Raw genomic sequence first — 19,802 nt, 5'->3', positions numbered from 1 at the left:
CTGCTCATCACACCGGAGGATGAACGTCGCCGAGCCATGACAACAACTGGCAACCCTCACTGCCGGTCTGCACGGCGGTGCCATCCTCCATGCCTCCGGCTACGAGGCGTCCGAACTCCCGCCCTTCACGAGGTAGTTCAACTCGGCGCCCCGCTCCGCATGCTCATGGCATGATCGACAGAGCAGCAGCGTGCGGTTGGGGGGCGTGTGGCACGGGGGATCGAGCGGCTGAAGCACGATGTACCGCTGTGGTTGCTCTCTTCGGGACTGGCATACCTGCTGTGCGTGCCGCTGTTGGGAGGTCTCGGGGCGCTGGTCGGCACGCTGCTCCCGCTCGCCGTCTTCCACCCCGCCGTGGAGATCGTCGAATGCTGGCTCAGAACCCGTTCTCTTGACCTGTCACGGCCGGAATGGTCGTGGCGCGGCTTGGCGCGCCCGCAGAACCTGTGCAGTCTGGCTGCGCTGACGACGATCGTGATCGTCCTGTGGCCCATGTATGGAATGCCTGCGCAGCCACACCCCACCGCCGCGCGGTTCGCGCTTCTCGTCTGCGTCGCGTTGTTCCTGCCCCTCGGGGGATTGAGGATGCGGCGCAGCGGTCCGGACGGTGCGCGGCTGCCCTCCCCCTTTCTGACAGGGTGGACGCTGATCGGCGCAGGGCTGTTCGGCGTATCGGGCTGGATGGTGCAGCGCGTAACGCTGCCGCTGGCTTACGGCAGCGTCGCACCCACGCCGCCGACAGCGCCCTTCTGGGCGCCTGTCCGATGGCTGGACGGACAGATCCAGTCCTCGCTGTTCGCGCCTTCCTTCACTCAGTGGTACTGGCCCCTCCTTCTGGCCGGCGCCGGCCTGCTCACAGGCGGAGTCAGCGCGGGGCTGCGGGCCTGGGCGCTGCACAGTCCCGCAGCGGCGCCGAGCCCGCAGGCGCCCTTCGACCAGGTCTTTCTCAGCTACTCCCGCCAGGACATCGACAGAGCGCGCACGTACGTACAGGCGCTTGAGGACTCCGGTCAGACCGTATGGGCGGACTGGCAGGACATCGAGCCGTCCCAGGAATGGCGCCGCGAACTCGAAGAGGCCATCCGTGACTCGGGCGCCCTCATCGTGCTCCTCAGCCAGGCGTCGCTGCGCTCCCGGTACTGCCTGGAGGAGTGGCGCCAGGCGTTCGACGAGGGAAAACGCATCCTGCCCGTGCTCATCGACCCCGAGCTCGAAGCGCAGGGCGTCACCGCCGCTCTGCGGGAGGCCGGCTGGGACGAGCTCACCGCACTGCAGAGGCTGCCCCTGTGCACGCCGGAGGAATGGGAGCCGGGGGTCCGTGCGACGCTCGCGTTCGTCGACCGCGAGCACACTTGGGTGGCGCTGCACACCCGCCTGGGGAAACAGGCCCACGATTGGCACGAGCGCGGTCGTCCCGCCTCCCGGCTGCTGCGTCGGCACGAGACGGCCGAGGCGGAGGCATGGCGCACCAACACTCCCCGAACACCTCGCTTCGATGCCCACCCCACGGACCGCCAGTTGACGTTCATCGACGCCAGCCGGGCCGCCCTCCGCCGCCGTACGCGCAGGCTCGTCCTCACCGCGGTGGCCTCGGCCACCGCGCTCGTGGCACTCTCCTCGCTCGTCGTGGCCTCGCAGACCGACGCCCGCAGCCAGCGGCAGGCGATGCTCTCCCGCGCGCTCGCCGAGGCGTCAGCAGCCCATCCCGACCCGGGCGTCGACGAGTCCTCGCTGCTCGCCGCCGCAGCCTACGGGCAAGCAGACACCGCCGAAGCACAGCACGCCATGCTCACGCAGCTGTTGCGCTTCAACCACACCACCCGGCTGCTCATGGGCGCCAACCAGAACATGCTCTCCTCCGCCTTCAGCGCGGACGGCTCCGTCTTCGCCCTCGGCACCGGACAGGGCTCGACGCAACTGTGGGACCCCGTCCACTGGCGCCTGAAGGGCACCGTCCCAGGGGACATGCCCGATGTCGCCACGCATGCGCTGAGCCGGAACGGAGACCTCCTCGCGGTCCGGCGCGAGGGGCACGTGGCCACAGTGGACACCTCCCGGCTGCGTACTGTTGGCCAACTGCGCCCCACTGAGGCGCCCTTGGCGGGCAAGTGGTTCGGGGGCATCACGCCGGACGGCAGTCGACTGGTCGTCGGTGTCGACCCCGTCCCCGAGTGGACGGGCCCGGCACACGCCTGGACCGCACCGGCCCGCCGTACCTCGGGCGGAACGCACTTCTCCTGCCTGGAGCCGGACTTGTCGCCCCGCGGCACCTACGTCTGGTGCAGCGGAGGCACCGGAGACGCCTCGACCCTCCGCACGCTGCAGACCGGACGCAAGGTCCGCTTCTCCGGCAGACCGAACCTGGCCGGCTGGAGCGCGAAGGAGCACCCCATCGCCGACTCCCGGGGCACAGCACGGGTACTGGATCCCCGCGGCCCCGCACACACCTGGACCCCGCAACGCGGGATGGCGTTCGCCGCCGTCACCACCGACGGGCACCGCCTCGCCCTGCACCGCGCCGACTACGGCTCGCCCGGGCGATACGACGTCTGGGACCCCGACACCCACCGCAGGATCGCCCGCTCGACAAAGGACGGTCCGGCGGACGATCCGGAGACCAGGGATCGCGAACTGCCGGGCATCGTGGAGAACGTCCCCGGGCACAGCGGCTGGACAAAACCCCACGGCTCCCTTCCCCTGGCCGTCACCTACAGCCGCGACCGCCGCGCCGCCATCAGCCCCACCTCGGACGGTTCCGTGCTGGCCTGGCGCCTGGACGGGCGCGGGCGCATCGTCACCCGCACCCCGGTGCCCGCACTCGACAGCGAGTCCGGCGCGCTGAGTCCCGACGGCCGCACGCTGGCCGTGGTGCAGAAGCGACAGGTACGCCTGCTGCGGGTCCGTGATGGTCGCCAGCTGCGTGCCGTACGGCTGGCCGGAACCGGCAACACCGTCGCCTGGCGCCGTGACGGCCGTGCCCTCGCCGTCAGCGAGACCGTGGGCACGGGCGAGCAGACCGGCATGGGTGAGCGGCAGCGCACCCGGATCGAGCTGTTCACCGGCAACGCCGGACATCGCACCGGGACGCTGAAGAGTCCCGCCCCCGCCGATCCGCGCGAATTCCACCCCGCGATGTCCTTCTCCCCTGACGGCCGACGCCTCTTCCTGGCCGAATCGCAGGCCGGAGCCGTGCGGGAGTGGGACATCGGGAAACGCTCGCTGGCCCGCACCTACGGCGGAGGGAGTGCGGCGAACTATCTCGACGCCATGGATCTGAGCCCGGACGGCCGCACGGTGGCCACCGCCGACCGCAACAGATTCGTGCGGCTGTGGGATACCCGGACCGGCAGGCAGGTGTGGCAGCGCCCGGACGCGGGCGACATGGTGGCCTACTCGCCGGACGGCGGAAAACTCGTCACGGGGAACGGCGAAGGCGGCGGCGTCCAGGTGTGGAACGCGCATACGCGGCATCGGGAAGGGCCCCGTCTCAACGTCTCGCCGTCCGCGGGCGAGTCACTCCTCAGCCTCGGCTTCACCCCGGAAGGCCATCGGCTGCTCGTCGCCTCCTCCGACCCGGTCAAGGAGCGTTCGGTGGGCCGGATCCGGCTCTGGGACTGGAAACAACAGACCCGTGTGGGCCCCGTCCTGGCCACGGTGGGCACCGACACGCAGATGCACATGACGCCGGGCGCCGGCCGCGCGGTGGTGGCAGGGCGCGGGGAGATCGTCACGCTGGAAATGGACCCCCGGCGCTGGCAGTACTCCCTCTGCACGCTCGCCGACCGTTGGCTGAGTCGGTCGGAGTGGCGCGCCGCTGCCCCCAATCAGCGCTACCCCACCGCGTGCACGCCTCCCGCGTCGACCACCGGCTGACGGCCACAGCGACAGGCAGTCGGCCCAGGGCTGGGGAGGAGCATTTCGTACGTGAAATCTCTCTGCGGGAGGATCATGCAGTCGATCACAATCCCCCTCATGAGCGAAGGTGAGGCGGCAGACCCCCTCCGAGCGGTCTGGGACCAGCAGAGCGTGTGGTCACAGGCCGCCGACCGGCTCAAGACGACGGTCGCCCAGGCACGCGCCGCCTCGCTGGTGTCGGGGATCGCGGCAGCCGTCCTGGGTACGGCCGCCTCGCAGGTCATGGCATGGAACGGAGGCTTCGGCAAGGCCCTGGCCTTCGGGGCGGCCGTGGCAGCGGGCCTGGTGCCGGTGTTCACGACCCGTTCGGGGCCCCAGGCCGTGGCGAGCTGGACACGTCTGCGCTCGGTGAGCGAAGCCATCAAGAACGAGTGCTACACCTACCTGGCCGGCGTGACGCCTTACCGCGGCGCACAGGCGGAGGCGGAACTGCTGCGCAGAGTCGAGGAACTGCGTGCCGAAGCGTCCGATCTGCTGCCCCACACCATGGGCCTCCAGGCCACCCCGCGCACTCCTCCGGCGGTCACCGACGTGGATTCCTACATAGAACTTCGCCTCAAGAACCAGATCGAGGACTACTACCGGCCGAAAGCCGTGCACATGGGCCGGAGGGTCGCGGCCGTACGGCGTACCGAATTGCTGCTGGGCGTGGCGGGAACAGTGCTGGGCGCCCTGTCGGGCGCGCTGGGCGTGGAATCGGCAGCAGCATGGGTGGCCGTGCTGGCCACCATCGGATCGGCCGTCACCGTGCACGCGCTGGCGTCCAAGTACCAGTACCAGCACATGGAGTTCGCCCGCACCGCGGACGAACTCCAGCGCCTCACCAACCGGTGGGCGGCCGAAAGGCAGACCGATCCGGACGCGCAGCGCGAGGACGATTTCGTCCACTCCTGCGAGCGGGTCATTTCGGTCCTCAATGATGCCTGGATGGTCAAGTGGACCACCGAATGAGCGCCCGTCGGCGCAGATTCCGCTCCCGGGCCTCCTGGCTGACAGCGTGTCTGCTCGCCTGGCTGGCGGCACTTCCCTTGGTGGGGCCCTGGGCCGCCTTGGCCGCGATCGTTGTACCAGCCGCCGTCTTCGTGCGCTGCGACATGTGCTGGGCGATCCTCCGGTTGCAGGACATCCCCATGCGCAAGGTGCGTCTCTCCTGGTCGTGGCGGGTCTTCACCCAGCCCGAGCGACTGCTCCTGATCTTGACGCTCATCGGGCCGGTCGCCGTACTCGTGTGGGCTGTCTCCACGCCCCGCTGGGCACTGCTGTGCTATCTGGCCGGACTCCTGCTCGCCGTCCAGGCGCTGGTGACCAGCGGCGCGTGCCTGCCGGTCCAGGGTGGCCGGCAACTGCCCCCGGAGTTCCGGACCGCGCCAGGCCCCGCCGCCCGGCCCGGATGGTTCGTGGCCTGGTCAGCCGGTGCGGGAGCTGTCGTCTTCGGGGCGGGAGCCTGGCTGGCGCGGGCCGGCATCGACCATGCGGTCACCGCCGCCCGCCTGCCCCCTGCCTGGCGGGACCTCTCGCGCATTCTCCTGTGGCTGGAGGACCAGATCGCCGACAGCGTCTTCGGGCCGTCCTTCTTCCAGCCCTACTGGCCGCTGCTCGCCGCGGGCGCTGGGCTGGTCGCGGGCGGGGGCGCCGCCTTCGTACGGGAGTGGTCCGTCCGCACCCCGCAGACCGCCGAACTGTTCACGGAGGCCCTCGAGTCGGGGGCGCTGGGCCCAGGCAAGGGCGGCAAGGTCTTCGTCTGCTACTCCCGCCGGGACGCAGACACCGCCCGCGAGCTGAGCGGACTCCTCTCCGAACGGGTGCGCAAAGTGTGGATCGACTGGGAGGGCATCGAACCCTCCGAGCAATGGCGCCAGTCCATCGACGAGGCGATCCGCACCTCCGACGCGCTGGTGGTCCTGGTCAGCCGGAACTCGCTGGCCTCCAAATACTGCTGGGCAGAGTGCGAACGCGCAGTGGACCTGCGCAAACGCATCCTGCCGGTCATCATCGACCCCGAGCTGGCCTCCGGCACCACGGCAGCCATGAAGGAACAGGGCTGGGCCAGGCTGACCCGGTACGAATTCCTGCGGGCGACAGGCCCGGCCGGAGTGGGCGGCGCGGCGGAGGACATCGAGAGCTTCGTGGTGGAGCGCTATCGCTGGACCGCCTTCCACACCCGGCTGACCATCCAGGCGCACGAGTGGGAGACCGGCGGACGTCAGGCCGGAATGCTCCTGCGCGGCCATGAGTTGCTCATCGCCGAAGCGTGGCGTCGCGGCGCGCCCCATGAGGGCGCGTTCGGATCCGGACTGACCGAGCCCCAGCGCATGTTCCTGGAGGCCAGCCGACGCGCGGTACGCCGCCGTACGGCACAGGTGCGGACCGCGGCCACGGCCGTGACCGCCGCCCTGGCGGCTCTGGCCTCCCTCACCGTGTCGTTCCAGGACGATGCGGAGGCCCGCCGACGTGAGGCCACCTCTCATCGCCTCGCGGCGGAGGCCGACAAGCTCAGCGCGGGAGAGGTTCGGCGCGCGGCCCTCCTCAGCGGCGCCGCCCATGCCGAGGCCGACACCGATGACGCGCGCGCGTCCATGCTGCACCAGCTCCAGCGGTTCAACCGTGTGCGCGGTGTCGTCGACGCGAAGACGCCATCGATCAGCGAGGTGACGCTGAGCAGCACGGGACGTCTGCTGATCATCTGGGGTGAGGACGGCACGGCGGAGCTGTGGGACACCGTCACCATGCGCTCGCGCGGCACGGTCGCCGGAAGGCCGGTCCCCAGCAGGTCGCTCGCCGGCTCCGGCGGTGGCGAACTGTCCGCCGACGGGAGCACGTTGGCGATGATGCGCGGCAGCGGCACGATGGCACTGGTCGATACGCGAACCCTCCGCGACAAGGCCGTCGTCGACCTCTCCGTCTATGGGGTCACCGGCGCGTGGAGCGAGACCGTGGATCTGGCTCCTGATGGCAAGACGCTCATCGTCTGCGGCACGGGCACCGTGCTGGTCTGGGACGTGGAGAAGAAGAAGCTGGTGCGTCGGCTGCACGGTGACCATGCGGCAGGTGGACGCCGCGCATCCGCGGTGGTGGACCTGGGAGAGACGGGAAAGGAAGACACGCGGCTTCGCCCTCTGTCTCCCGGAGGAAGAGTCGTACGCGAACCGCGGGACGGGCACACGGTCGGCGTGAGCGAGAACGGCTCCCCTCTGATCAACGACGACGGCACCGCCCGGCTCCTCGACACCTCGGGGCGCAAGGGGTGGACTCCCCATCCGGGCGTGCCCGCCGGTCAGATCTCCTCCAACGGCCGCTATGCGAGTCTCTCCCGCCCGGACGGCAAGGGGCGCTACGAGGTGTGGGACCTGCGCTCCCACGAGCGCGTAGGACGCATCGACACTCCCTTCCACGGCGGCCGCGAAGACTTGAAGCTGAGCGACGACGGACGTTGGCTGGCAGTAAGCGATCAACCGGCCAACCCAAGCGGGGTGTTGGAGAAGAATTCCACGTTCCGGCTGTACGACGTCCGTTCCGGAAAGCTCATCGCCACCGCCCCAGGGGCACAACTCGCCCTGGCCGGACGAGGCCGGCTCGCCGCCGCAGCCAACTCCCGTGGCACCGTGACCCTGTGGGACCTCGGGGGCAAGGGACGGCTCATCTCCCGACACAAGGCTCCCAAGGCGCAAAAGGTGGCCGTCGCAGGTACCTCCGGAAGCCAGGTGACAGCACTCCTCGGCGACGACCGCACGGTTCGGTTGGTTCGCCGCCGCGACGGGGCAACCCTCCGCACGATCCGGCTGAACGCACCCGGACAGGCACTGGCCCTCTCTCCCCGGGGAAAGCTCCTCGCCGTAGCCGAAGTCGAAGGCAGAAACTACGACCGGAAATTCAGCGTGGAGGTCTTCCGTCTCTCCGATGCACGCAGACTGACGCGCCTGCACGATCCCGGCGCCGGGAACCCGACGGTCCAGGTGCCCCAGATGTTCTTCTCCGCAGACGGTGGGCATCTTTTCGTCGCCGAAAACAACGCACGGTCCGTGTATCAGTGGAAGACCGCGGGATGGCGATTCATCCGGAGCTTCGGCCCGGACTGGGGTACGGGAAGAACGGCCTTCGCGTCCGTCAGCCCGGACGGCCGCACCCTCGCGGTCGGCGGCGGTCAGATGCACGTTCAGCTCTGGGACGTGAAAACCGGCAAGCGGCTGTCTCGTCCACTCCCGGGCCAGGTCTCGGTCGCGTTCCTCGCCGACGGCCGGCTGGCTACAGGCGCCGAGTCCGGCGGCGGACCGGCGGTGCGCCTGTGGGACGCGCGCGCCCGGCGACAAGTCGCCGCTTCACAGGACGAGGCCAAGCGCGTCATCGGCATACAACGCAGCGCGTCGGGCGACACGCTTGTGGCCTTGCTGGCCGACGGCAGGCTCGTGCTGTGGGAGGCAGGGTTGAAACACCGTACCGAAATCGACGGCGTGACGGCCGACTCCATGGACGCCGTCGCTCTGGCCCCCGACGGCAGCGAGCTTGTGACCGTGCAGAAGGGACGGCTGACGTCCGTGGCCCTCGGCCCACACCGTTGGCGGGCCGCACTGTGTGACATCGCGCAACGTCCCCTGACGCGTCGTGAGTGGCAAAAGGTGGCCCCTGGCGAGCACTACCGCCAGGTGTGCTGAGGCGGCAGACCCCGGCGATCTGCCTCACTGATGCGCGCCCGCGCCGTACGAGGTAGAGCAGGAGGGCCAGCACCTCCAGCCCTCGGAGGCATCCGCCCTTGTCACCCGTACGCCGCGCGGGGCGAGGGGAGGTGCGCTGCGACCCGTTCCCGGTCCCACTTCGGGCGCGGTGCCGCCGCCGGCCAGCTCGCTCAGCAGCGTGCTCTGCGCGGCGGGCGCCGGGAAGGCATGGCGCGTCAACTCTCCTCGCGGGCAGTGAGGTTCGCAGCCGTGCCCGCCAACGCCTCCGCCCTCCCGTTGTCCTCCGCCGCGGCTGCATGCGGTGCGGCATACACCGCATGCATGTCGCCGTCGCGGCCGAGGAAGCAGTAAAGCGCCGCGGCCACCGCGGCGCCGCAGGCGACGAGCAGCAGTACGCGATGGTCCACCAGCGCCACCAGACCGGCGCCCGCGGCCAGGGCGACGGCGTTGGGGGCGAAGAGGAGGGAGTTGGCCGTCGCGGACACCCTGCCCAGCAGAGCGTGCGGCGTCTCGCGCTGCACCGCCGTCATGGACGCGACCAGAGCGCACGGGAGGCCCGCCCCGATCAGGACGCTCGCCAGTAGGGCCACGGGCACGGACGGCACCACGCGTAACCCCACCCCCAGGGCGAACACGCCGATGCCCACCGCGGCGAACACCCTCTCCGGCATCCTGCGCAGCAACGCGCCGGCACCCACCCCGACGAGCACCGACCCGACCCCCTGGACGGCATAGAGCACCCCGGCGAACGCCGGCGGACGATGCAGTCCGTCGTCCACCACGGCATACACCATCGCCCCGTTGAGACCGGCCATGCACATGGTGGCGGCGCCGGCCAGCACCAGACGACGCAGTCGCCTGTGCCGCCGCAAATACCCGCCGCCCTCGGCCACTTGCGCGGTCCAGCGCTGCGCCGTGTCCGGGGTCGGGGCGGGTTCCGACACGCGGATGAGGGCGAACGCCAAGCCGGCCAAGACGAAACTCAGGGCGTCCAGCAGGGCGACGGAGGCGCCGCCCAGCTTCACGAACAGGCCGGCGCCCAGGAGCGGGGCGACCAGTTTCATTCCTTCATTGGCCGTCATGCGCAGGCCGTTGAAGTCACCGCGGAGCCCTTCCGGGATGGCGTTGACCACGAGCGCGGCCTCGGCAGCGTCCATGAGCACGGAGCTGGACCCGTACACGAGGAGAACGGCGAAGAGGAGCCAGACCCCGTCACGGGACCTGATGGCCAGCAGCGGCAGCAGCACGACGGCCATTCCGATGTTGGCCCAGATCAGAAGGGGCTTGCGGCGTGTGCGATCGGCGACCATGCCGATGAGCGGGCCCAGAAGTACCGGGGCCCAGACGCAGAATGTCGTCAGCGCGGCGAGGCTGTCGGACCCGGTGAGCGTCTTCGCCCATACCCCGGCCGCCAGAGACATGGCGGAACTGCCGAATCCGGAAACCACCACGCCGGTCAAATAGCATGCCGCATTGCGGTCTCGCAGTAGCCGCCCCGTGCCCCAGCCCATGCGTTCTCCTCCAGTACGGAACCTCCGCGGAATTCGGCTCCGGGTCAGCCTAGGGGCTGTCCCGTAACCGCGGCCGTCCCCCTCGACCAGGGCCGCTCCCCGACTCCCGGATCAGCCGAAGATGAGCTCTGCCTTCTTGTCCACGCAGGACCGCAGGACGGTGACCAACTGACTGACGTCTTCGCTACGCCGGCTCAGGAGTGGGTCAACGCTGTCGTCCGGAAGACGGAGGTCGAGAATTGCTTCCAGCCGGGGCAGCATGGCCGCGCATTGAGCGGGCGTGAGGTCGGGCCCATCGTCGTCTGGATGGTTGAGTAGTGGCTCCAGGGTGGTGGAGACGCTGGACCACTGACGGTCTCCGCCGAAGCCCTCCATCTCGGTGAGCACGAAACCTTCGGTCTGGGCTAGCCACTCCCTGAACATGCCGAAGCCGGTGTATGACCAGGAGACGTCCGGACTCGCCACGTCGTCGTCACCTGGGAAGAGCATGAGTCCCACTTCGTTCCCCTCGGTTGCTGCGTCTCCAGGATCAGCAGAGAGACGGGCTGTCGGCAATTGAAATGATCTCCGGATGGCTGGTGTGATCACGGCGTCGGAGTCGTCCTGGATAGTTCCGTTCACGGGGCTGAGCCCGCGCTGCTTCAGCAAGTTGGTGGCTGTGGTGCGCCGCGAAGTGGCAGACGAGCCGCGGCGCGGACGGCCGTGGAGCCTGCCGCTCGAAGACCGAGTGCTGCTCGTCGCGGCGTACTGGCGCACAAACTTGACACTGCGCCAGTTCGCTCCGCTCTTTGGCGTCTCGAAGTCCGCCGCTGGCCGGATCATCGACCATCTCGGCCCGAAGCTCGCGCTCCAGCCGCGCAAGCGATTCGCGAAGGACACAGTGCTCATCGTCGACGGCACCCTGGAGCCCACCCGTGACCACACCATCGCCGAGCAGTCGAAGAACTACCGCTACTCGACCAACCACCAAGTCGTCATCGACGCCGACACCCGGCTCGTCGTCGTAGTAGGACGGCAGCTGCCCGGCAACCGCAACGACTGCCGGGCATGGGCGGAATCCGGCGCGAAGGAAGCCGTCGGCAAGACGATGACCATCGCGGACGGCGGCTACCCCGGAACCGGCCTGGTGATGCTGCACCGCCGCGCGAAAGGCCAGACCCAACTCCCCGATTGGAAACAGGAGCACAACCGCACTCACAAGCAAGTACGAGCCCGCGTCGAGCACGCCTTTGCCCGCACGAAGGGCTGGAAGATCCTCCGTGACTGCCGCCTGAAAGGCGACGGAGTGCACCACGCGATGCTCGGCGTCGCCCGCCTGCACAACCTCGCCCTGGCAGGCTGAGCGAACAACTCGCGTCGGGCATCTGCGTCATCACCTCAACGGAGATTATTTACGGGACAGCCCTTAGGGAGAAGCGTCGCGCCCCGGGTGCGGAATGCAGAGTTTCTCGCTCGCCCGGCAGGACCCGCGCATGTCCGTGGCGCCCGCCGGTGCTCAGCCGCGCCGGAATCCCAGCGCGGCGAGGGGCCCGGCAACGGCGCCGTGGGAAGAGCCCGAGCTCCTGAAGGCGGAGCACGAACCAGGCGGACTCCAATCCCGCCATGGCCCCGGAAAGTATTTCCACGGGGCTATGTGTGGGGTTCTCCAGCATGCGGTTTACGACGCAACTGGCCACTCTGATACCGGCTCCCACCCCAATGGTCGGCAGGGCGGGATAGAGCATCGCTTCGGCGGCAGCGGTGTCCTCCATGCGTAAATCCCCGCTCGCAACAATTCCTGTGTGCGCGAGGAGAATAAACCGGCCGGTGTGTGGACGGTGAGGCCGTGGGTCGAAAATGTCTAGTGCATAGGGATCCTGGCACCGAGGATTCGAGGGCTACACGGGACCGGACCGTGTGCAGGACGACACGGCAGGCGGATCCCGCCCCCAACGGGGTCTACCTGCGAAAACGCTGCATCAAGGCGACCATTCCGGTGCCAGCGGACCGAGGCCGTAACCGTCAGAAACCCGGTCCCCGTGATGGTCGGCAGCCGAAGTTCGACCAGGCCGGCCACCGCGAGCGCCACGCGGCCGAGTGCGGGAGCACCCGATTCAAGCGCCACCTGGCCGTGCCGCGGATACGACAAACTTGCCGTCCGCTACGAGGCAACCGTGTTGTGCGGCGCGGTCGGCACTTCCGCAACACGCTCTGCATCGCGTACGGGGAACGGTTGGCTCCATGGGGCCGTCCGCCACCTGGCGAGCCCCGGCGAGCGCGGCGCGCTCCTCGGCGGCCAGGATGCGCTGCGCGGAGAGTGCGCAGGGAAGGGCGAGCTCCCCGGCCCGGCCCCGTCCGCGGCAGAGGCCGTTGATGACCGCCAATCCCCGATGCAGGCGAGCGCCACACTCCCGCGACTCCCAGGCAACCGGCGGCACCCGTAACCCCGCCGGCCGCCCCTCGTCGTATGTGCTGACGCCGCTGCCCGCCCCTGTCCGGCACCGGCGTACCCGTCGGCGACAGGGGCCCGTAGGGAGCGGAACATGCGGCACCGCACGCGACTTCGTATCGCCACGATGGGGGCGGCTCTGCTGCCCCTCACGGGGATGGCTCCCGCCGTTGCCGGACCACACGCGGCCAGGGCGGCAGACGCGCCGCCGCCCGCCGCCACCTGCCGCACAACAGCGGAACGCTGCGTCGAGCAGGCCCGGGCCCGCCTCGCCCTCCTCCGCGAGCAGCTCGGCTGTGATCACCGCGGCGTCTTCCCCGCCGTATACACCCACGTACAGGGGCAGTTGCTGGAGACGCTGCGGTCCCGGCCCGGCTATTTCGCCGAGCCGGACTGGCTGGCCGGGGACCTCAACACCGGGTTCGTCTCGCTCTATCTGCGCTCCTATCGCGACGACCGGAACGACCGGGACGGGCACGCGGTGCCGGAAGCCTGGAAGATCGCCTACGACGCCGCACGAGCCGATGACGTCAACGCCGGGCAGGACGTCCTGCTCGGGGCCAACGCCCACATCCAGCGCGACATGCCGTACGTCCTCGCCGCCAACGGCCTCCTGCGTGGGGACGGCGGCAGTCGCAAAGCCGACTACGACCGCTTCACCACGGTCCTGGAGCGCGCCTACCAGCCCGCCATCGAGGAAGTGGCCCGGCGCTACGACCCCGTGGTCGCCCTCGGCGACGCGCGCTGGAACCCGATCGCCGAGTTCACGGTGCTCCAACTCCTGCGGCTGTGGCGGGAGAACGCCTGGCACGCCGCCGAACGTCTGGCTGCGGCCCGTACGACGGCGGAACGGGCACGCGTGGAGGCGTCGATCGAAGACGGCGCCGCCCACTGGGCCCACCTGCTGGCGGCCGTACGGGTCCCCGGCTACGGCGCGACCCGCGACCAGCACTGCCGACGCCACGCCACAGCTCCTCAAGACCAGACGCCGTAGACGGCACCGTCGTACGGGAAATCCACCCGACTCCCCCAGCCGTATGAAAGCCGTGCAGGACAACCCCCCCCGGTTCAATCCCCGCGCTGCGGGGCTCCACTCCCGTGATCGCGGTGCGGACGGCCGAGCGCCGTCGGCCCGTCGGATGGAAGGAAACCGAGGACCCATGCCTCCTGAGATTGTCGGTCGTCGAGGCGCCCTGGCCGGGGAGCGGTTCGGCATCGGGGACACGCCCCTGACCTTCGGCCGCAAGGCGGCCAACAGCGTGGTGCTGCGCGAGGTGAGCATCTCGCGCTTCCACGCCGAGGTGCGCCGCGAGGGCCATGGCTACGTCCTGTACGACCTGGGCAGCAGCAACGGCACCTTCGTCAACGGGGAGCGCACGGCCTCCCGCGTGCTCCAGCCCGGCGATCTGATCACGATCGGCGGGGAGACGTTCCGCTTCGAGGCGGCCGGTCCGATGGAATCCATCATGGACCTGGCCGTTCTGGAGACGCTCACGCTGCCCCCGGCCGAGGAGCCGGTCCCGGTGCTCAGGGTCACGGTGTCGGGCGGTGGTCCTGTCGGGCTGGCCTTCGCCCTGCTGCTGGAGTCGCTCCTCGGCCCGCGCGTCGCCCTCACCGTCTACGACGGCCGGTGGACCCGGGCCGACGGCAGGGTCGTGTGGAAGGACGAGGACCAGGGCAACGTACGGCGGCAGCAGGTGGTCACGGTCCAGAGCCGCCAGTACCTGGGGCTTCCCCTGGAGGTCCAGGACAGGCTGTTCAGGGACGGCGCGTACACCGAGATGTGGCCGGCGGGCCCGGACTCGGTCCAGGGCCGCGACCCGCGCAACGTCCGGATCGCGTACGTCGAGGACACGCTCCTGGAGATGGCCAACGAGAAGCCGGACCGCATCCGCCTGGTCCCCGAGCGGTTCGACCCGGTCGCGTACGAGAAGTCCGCCGCCAGGGGCCACGTGCTCGCCATCTGCGAGGGAGGCTGCTCCCGGACGCGCGAGCACTTCACCGCGAAGTTCGGCCAGGCGGACACGTCGATCTACTCCCTGGAGGGCGAGCACCTCCAGGACGTGGTGCTCGGCCTGCGGGTCAGGTCCGCGCTCCCGGACTCGGCGTCCGTGCTGCTGACCGTGGCGCAGAACCGGTTCCTGCTCAACTCCCTGCGCGGTGAGGGCTTCTTGAACATGCGGCTCACCGACGAGGAGGCCGAGGAGGTGGTGGGCATCGACCCCGTACGCCAGGTCTTCGAGGAGTGCATCGCCTCGCGCCCCTGCGTGATGAACCGGGGCGAGGACGGCGACTTCCGCTGCGGCATCCACCGCACCCTGTTCCTGCCCGCCCTGGTCAGGGGGTCGGCGCTGTGGCAGCGGGTCAAGGAGGGCCTGAAGCTCTTCGCCGTGCCCGAGGAGGACCTGACCGCCGTCACCGCGTTCCGGCTGGACATGGTGCAGCGGCCGCGGTTCACCGCGCGCCTGTATCCCCGTACGTGCACCAGTCCCGGTACGTACGGCTTCCTGCTCGGCGATGCCGCCAACGCCATCCACTTCTGGCCCGGGCGCGGGCTCAACAGCGGCCTGGGCTCCGCCATTTCGCTCGCCCGGTCGCTGAGCGGGACCTGGCGGGGGCGCCCGTTCCGCGACGCGGACTTCGTACGCCACGAGGCGGCCATGTCGATGCTCCAGTACCGGCACAAGAGCCGCGCCTGGAACTGCATGATCGCCACGGACGAGAACGGGGCGACCCGCGCCATCAAGGACAGGATCGGCGAGAGCATCACCGAGTGCCCGGAGCGGGAACCGGACCGGATGTCCGACCTCGACGCGCTCATGGACCGGCTGCGCGCGATCCGCGGCCGCTTGGAGGGGCGCCTCCCCGACCTGCCCGACGACGCGGCGCTGCTCAAGCATCTGGAGACCCTGGACAGTTCGACCCTGTACACCCTGGTCCGCAGCGGCGCGTGGGACACCCAGATCGTCGGCGGCGAAGAGGTCGACATCGACATCTTCTACCCCGGAGGGCAGCCGGCCCCGGACGGAAGCTGACCGGGCGGACGGCCACAAGCCTGCGTGCGGGTCATACGGAGTACGTGTCATGCCGCGCCCTTGTCACCGACACCCTCCTCGTCGTGTGATCGGCGTGACGGACCGAAAACCGGGCGTAGGGAGAGGCGATGACGCAGACGCTGGACGCCGTACGGCAGGGTCGTTCCCCGCAGGCGCGTGTGGACGACTGGCTCGCCCGGTTCGAAGCCGCGCTGGCGGCGCGGGACGTGGAGGCCGCGGCATCGCTGTTCGCCGCCGACAGCTACTGGCGGGACCTGGTGGCCTTCACCTGGAACCTCAAGACGGTGGAGGGGCGGGCCGACGTCGCCGACCTGCTCACCCACTGCCTCGCCGGCACCGACCCGTCCGGATTCCGTACCACCGAGACACCGGCGGAGAACGGCGGCGTCACCGAGGCGTGGATCGCGTTCGAGACCGCGGCGGGGCGGGCGCAGGGCCACCTGCGGCTGACGAACGAGGGCGCTTGGACCCTCCTGACCAGCCTGCACGAGCTCAAGGACTTCCCAGAGGCGCAGGGCGAACTGCGGCCCACGGGCACGCGGCACGGCGCGATCGCCCAACGCCGTACGTGGGCCGAGGAACGCGCCCTGGAACAGGAGGAGCTGGGCTACGACCGCCAGCCGTACGTGGTGGTGATCGGCGGCGGCCAGGGCGGCATCGCGCTGGGCGCCCGGCTGCGCCAACTCGGCGTCCCCGCGCTGGTCGTGGAGCGCAACGAGCGGGCCGGCGACTCCTGGCGCAAGCGGTACAAGAGCCTGTGCCTGCACGACCCCGTCTGGTACGACCACCTCCCCTACCTGCCCTTCCCCGACACGTGGCCGGTGTTCGCGCCGAAGGACAAGATCGCGGACTGGCTGGAGATGTACACCCGCGTCATGGACGTGCCGTACTGGACACGTTCGGAGGTCACCTCGGCCTCGTACGACGAGGCGAGCGGGACCTGGCGAGTGGTGGTGGACCGCGGCGGCGAGGAGGTCGTGCTCTCCCCGCGCCACCTGGTGTTCGCCACCGGTGTGTCGGGCAGGCCCAACGTGCCCTCGCTGCCCGGCATGGACGACTTCGCGGGCGAGCAGCACCACTCCTCGCAGCATCCGGGCCCGGACCGGTACGCGGGCAAGAAGGCGGTCGTCATCGGGTCCAACAACTCCGCGCACGACATCTGCGCGGCGCTGTGGGAACACGGCGCCGACGTGACCATGGTGCAGCGCTCCTCCACGCACGTCGTGAAGTCGGAGTCGCTGATGGATCTGGGGCTCGGCAACCTGTACTCCGAGCGCGCGGTGCGCGCCGGGATCACCACGGAGAGGGCCGACATGGTCTTCGCCTCGCAGCCGTACCGGATCATGCACGAGTTCCAGACCCCGGTCTACGAGAAGATCCGCGAGCGCGACGCCGACTTCTACCGGCGCCTCGCCGAGGCCGGATTCCGGCACGACTGGGGCGATGACCGGTCGGGCCTGATGATGAAGTACCTGCGCCGCGGCTCCGGTTACTACATCGACGTGGGCGCGTCCGAGCTCGTCGCCGACGGCAGCATCAAGCTCGCCCACGGCCAGGTCGACCACCTCACCAGGACCGGTGCCGTGCTCGCCGACGGGACCGAACTCGACGCCGACCTCATCGTCTACGCGACCGGCTACGGCTCCATGAACGGCTGGGTCGCCGACCTGTGCGGCCAGGAGATGGCGGACCGCGTCGGCAAGTGCTGGGGGCTGGGCTCGGACACCACCAAGGACCCCGGCCCCTGGGAGGGCGAGCAGCGCAACATGTGGAAGCCCACCCAGCAGCCCGGCTTGTGGTTCCACGGCGGGAACCTGCACCAGTCGCGGCACTACTCGCTCTACCTCGCGCTACAGCTCAAGGCGCGTTACGAGGACCTCCCCACCCCTGTTTACGGGCTCCAGGAGGTCCACCACCGCGCCTGAGCGGCAGCGCGACCTCGCCGCGTTCCGTGCTCCGCGCTCCTCGTTCTCAGTGCCGGGTGAGCGCGGCGCGGAACTCCTGCGCCGTGGCCAGGAACGCGTCGCCGGCGAACCGCAGGGCGGCCAGGGAGCGTTCGGCGGCCTCCTGGTCGCCGCCCGCGCAGGCGTCGGTGATCACGACCGGCACGTACCCCAGGTCCGCCGCGTGGCGGACGGTCGGTTCGATGCCGATCTCCGTGGCCACCCCGGCGACGGCGACCGTGGTCACGCCGCAGTCGCGCAGCACGATGTCGAGCCAGGTGCCCTCGAAGGCGGACATCGTGACCTTGTCGACGACGGCCTCCTGCTCCGTCGGCTTCAACTCCGGGATGAGTTGCGCCTGTTCGGAGGCGGGCGGGAAGGGCGAGACCACATCGTCGGCCCGCTCGGCGCGCTGCCACGCCCGCCACATGCGCAGTTGCGAGGCGCCCATCAGCTCGGGCGGCAGCGTGATGTGACGCAGGAAGAAGGTGCGGACCCCTGCCGCCCGCGCGGCCCCGACCACCTCGACGACCTGCCGTACGACACGCTCCCGCTCCGGCAGTTGCCGCAGGATGCCGACCTGCATGTCGTAGACCAGCAGCGCGGTGCGCGCCGGGTGGCAGGACTCCTCCAATGAACGCGGAACTATCAGCCCATTTCGCTCATCCATGGCGCGACGGTACCGCCCCCGGTTCGCGACGGACCCGGAACGCGGAGTTTCTACGACGGCGTACGCCGCGGGGCTGCCCCGGTGGGCCCTCGGCGCCTGTTCCGCCTAGCGTACGAATGTGAGCGAATCCGGTTCCCCCAGCCGACCCACGACCGCCCCGAGCAGCCCCGCGCGGGAGGACAGGCAGCGGTGGAAGGCGCTTGCCGTGTGTCTGACCGCCGGGTTCATGACGTTGCTGGACACCTCGATCGTCAATGTGGCGCTGCCCTCGATGGAGCGCGGGCTTCAGGCGTCGCAGGCCGACCTGTCGTGGGTGGTGTCCGGGTACGCGCTGACCTACGGGCTGGCGCTCGTGCCCGCGGGGCGGCTCGGCGACATGTGGGGGCGGCGCGAGGTGTTCCTGGTGGGGCTGGCGCTGTTCACGGTGGCCTCGGCGGCGTGCGGGCTGGCGCCGGGCGCGGCCTGGCTTGTGATCTTCCGGCTGCTCCAGGGCGTCGCGGCCGGGCTGGTGTCCCCGCAGGTGGCCGGGCTGATCCAGCAGATGTTCCAGGGCGCGGAGCGGGCCCGCGCCTTCGGGATGCTCGGCAGCACCATCGGCATCTCCACGGCCGTCGGACCGCTGGCCGGGGGCCTGCTCATCCAGGCCTTCGGCACGGACACCGGCTGGCGCTGGGTGTTCTACGTCAACATCCCGATCGGGGCCGCGGCCCTGATCGCCGCCCTGCGGCTGCTGCCCGCGCGTCCGCCGGAGCAGCGGCGCCGGGAGGGCATCGACCCACTCGGCGTACTGCTGCTCGGCGCCGCCGTGGTCGCCGTGATGCTGCCGCTGGTGCAGGAGCAGGCGTGGAAGGGCCAGGCGAAGTGGCTGTTCCTCCCGGCGGGAGCGGTGCTGCTCGCGGCGTTCTGGACCTGGCAGCGGTGGCAGCGCGGGCGCGGGCGCTCACCGCTGGTCGAGCCGCGGCTGTTCGCTCTGCGGTCCTTCTCCCTCGGCGCCCTGTTGTCGCTGGTCTACTTCGGGGGCTTCACCACGGTCTTCTTCATCTACACGCTGTTCCTGCAGAACGGCCTCGGCCACACCGCGCTCCAGGCGGGTCTGGCCTCGACGCCGTTCGCCGCCGGTTCGGCCCTCACCGCCGCGGTGAGCGGACGGCTGGTGGTCCGCTTCGGACGGCGCCTGGTCGTCTTCGCGCTGATCGGTGTCGCCGTCGGACTGCTGTGCACGGCCGGGGCGGTGCACCTGGTGCCGGGGCGGAACGCGGCGTGGGCGGCCGCGCTGCCGCTGCTGCTCGCCGGGCTCGGCTCCGGGCTGGTCATCGCCCCCAACACCACGCTCACGCTCAGCCGGGTGCCGGTGGAGCTGGCCGGGGCGGCCAGCGGGGTGCTGCAGACCGCCCAGCGCATCGGCACGGCGGCGGGCATCGCGGCGGTCGGCGCGGTCTTCTTCGCCCACGTGGGCAACCACGACCACTGGGCCCTGGCCCTCCAACTGGGCCTGCTGACCGCGACGCTGCTCGTACTGGCGGCGCTCGTGTGCGCGGTGGCCGACCTGCATACGAGGCGGCGCGCCCCGGAGACGTCCGCTCAATAGCGGGGGCAGCGGCCACTGCTC

General features: G+C 70.3%; 11 protein-coding genes. 8 read left to right on the top strand and 3 right to left on the bottom strand.

Annotated features, from left to right (window positions below; all coding sequences use genetic code 11):
- The first annotated feature begins 207 nt into the window (after nt 1-207).
- The 3 genes from ABEE00_RS05900 to ABEE00_RS05890 all read left to right on the top strand — a co-directional run bounded on the left by ABEE00_RS05900 (nt 208) and on the right by ABEE00_RS05890 (nt 8,564).
- Nucleotides 208-3,873, top strand: a complete 3,666-nt coding sequence (locus ABEE00_RS05900; RefSeq protein ID WP_345744177.1) for a toll/interleukin-1 receptor domain-containing protein — start codon at nt 208-210, stop codon at nt 3,871-3,873.
- Between the two features lie 99 nt (nt 3,874-3,972).
- A complete protein-coding gene (locus tag ABEE00_RS05895; RefSeq protein WP_345744176.1) occupies nt 3,973-4,866 on the top strand; it encodes a DUF4231 domain-containing protein in 894 nt (297 codons plus the stop codon).
- A 98-nt stretch (nt 4,867-4,964) separates the two neighbouring features.
- Entirely contained in the window at nt 4,965-8,564 is a 3,600-nt protein-coding gene (locus ABEE00_RS05890; RefSeq protein WP_345744175.1) for a TIR domain-containing protein, read from the top strand.
- Between the two features lie 236 nt (nt 8,565-8,800).
- Here the strand turns inward: ABEE00_RS05890 and ABEE00_RS05885 are convergent, their stop codons facing one another.
- Nucleotides 8,801-10,096, bottom strand: coding sequence for an MFS transporter (locus ABEE00_RS05885; protein ID WP_345744174.1), 1,296 nt, complete (start codon nt 10,094-10,096; stop codon nt 8,801-8,803).
- 111 nt (nt 10,097-10,207) lie between these two features.
- On the bottom strand, nt 10,208-10,594 hold the full coding sequence (locus ABEE00_RS05880) for a hypothetical protein (protein WP_345744173.1): 387 nt from the start codon (nt 10,592-10,594) through the stop codon (nt 10,208-10,210).
- A gap of 73 nt (nt 10,595-10,667) precedes the next feature.
- On the opposite strand from ABEE00_RS05880, the gene ABEE00_RS05875 reads away from it, so the two are divergent.
- The 4 genes from ABEE00_RS05875 to ABEE00_RS05860 all read left to right on the top strand — a co-directional run bounded on the left by ABEE00_RS05875 (nt 10,668) and on the right by ABEE00_RS05860 (nt 17,505).
- Nucleotides 10,668-11,438, top strand: coding sequence for a transposase (locus tag ABEE00_RS05875; protein WP_345744172.1), 771 nt, complete (start codon nt 10,668-10,670; stop codon nt 11,436-11,438).
- Between the two features lie 1,180 nt (nt 11,439-12,618).
- Entirely contained in the window at nt 12,619-13,518 is a 900-nt protein-coding gene (locus tag ABEE00_RS05870) for a DUF5995 family protein (protein ID WP_345744171.1), read from the top strand.
- A 166-nt stretch (nt 13,519-13,684) separates the two neighbouring features.
- Nucleotides 13,685-15,559 (top strand): FHA domain-containing protein, encoded by a 1,875-nt coding sequence (locus ABEE00_RS05865; protein WP_345744170.1) that lies wholly within the window; start codon nt 13,685-13,687, stop codon nt 15,557-15,559.
- 128 nt (nt 15,560-15,687) lie between these two features.
- On the top strand, nt 15,688-17,505 hold the full coding sequence (locus ABEE00_RS05860) for an NAD(P)/FAD-dependent oxidoreductase (protein ID WP_345744169.1): 1,818 nt from the start codon (nt 15,688-15,690) through the stop codon (nt 17,503-17,505).
- Between the two features lie 46 nt (nt 17,506-17,551).
- On the opposite strand, the gene ABEE00_RS05855 is transcribed toward ABEE00_RS05860, so the two are convergent.
- Nucleotides 17,552-18,193: a cysteine hydrolase family protein gene (locus ABEE00_RS05855; RefSeq protein ID WP_345744168.1), complete on the bottom strand. Its 642-nt coding sequence runs from the start codon at nt 18,191-18,193 to the stop codon at nt 17,552-17,554.
- 118 nt (nt 18,194-18,311) lie between these two features.
- On the opposite strand from ABEE00_RS05855, the gene ABEE00_RS05850 reads away from it, so the two are divergent.
- Nucleotides 18,312-19,781 (top strand): MFS transporter, encoded by a 1,470-nt coding sequence (locus ABEE00_RS05850; protein WP_451918501.1) that lies wholly within the window; start codon nt 18,312-18,314, stop codon nt 19,779-19,781.
- Nucleotides 19,782-19,802 lie beyond the last annotated feature (21 nt).

It is taken from the genome of Streptomyces odontomachicola (genome assembly GCF_039605595.1).
Lineage (GTDB): Bacteria > Actinomycetota > Actinomycetes > Streptomycetales > Streptomycetaceae > Streptomyces.
This window is presented reverse-complemented; position numbering and strand designations above follow the sequence as displayed.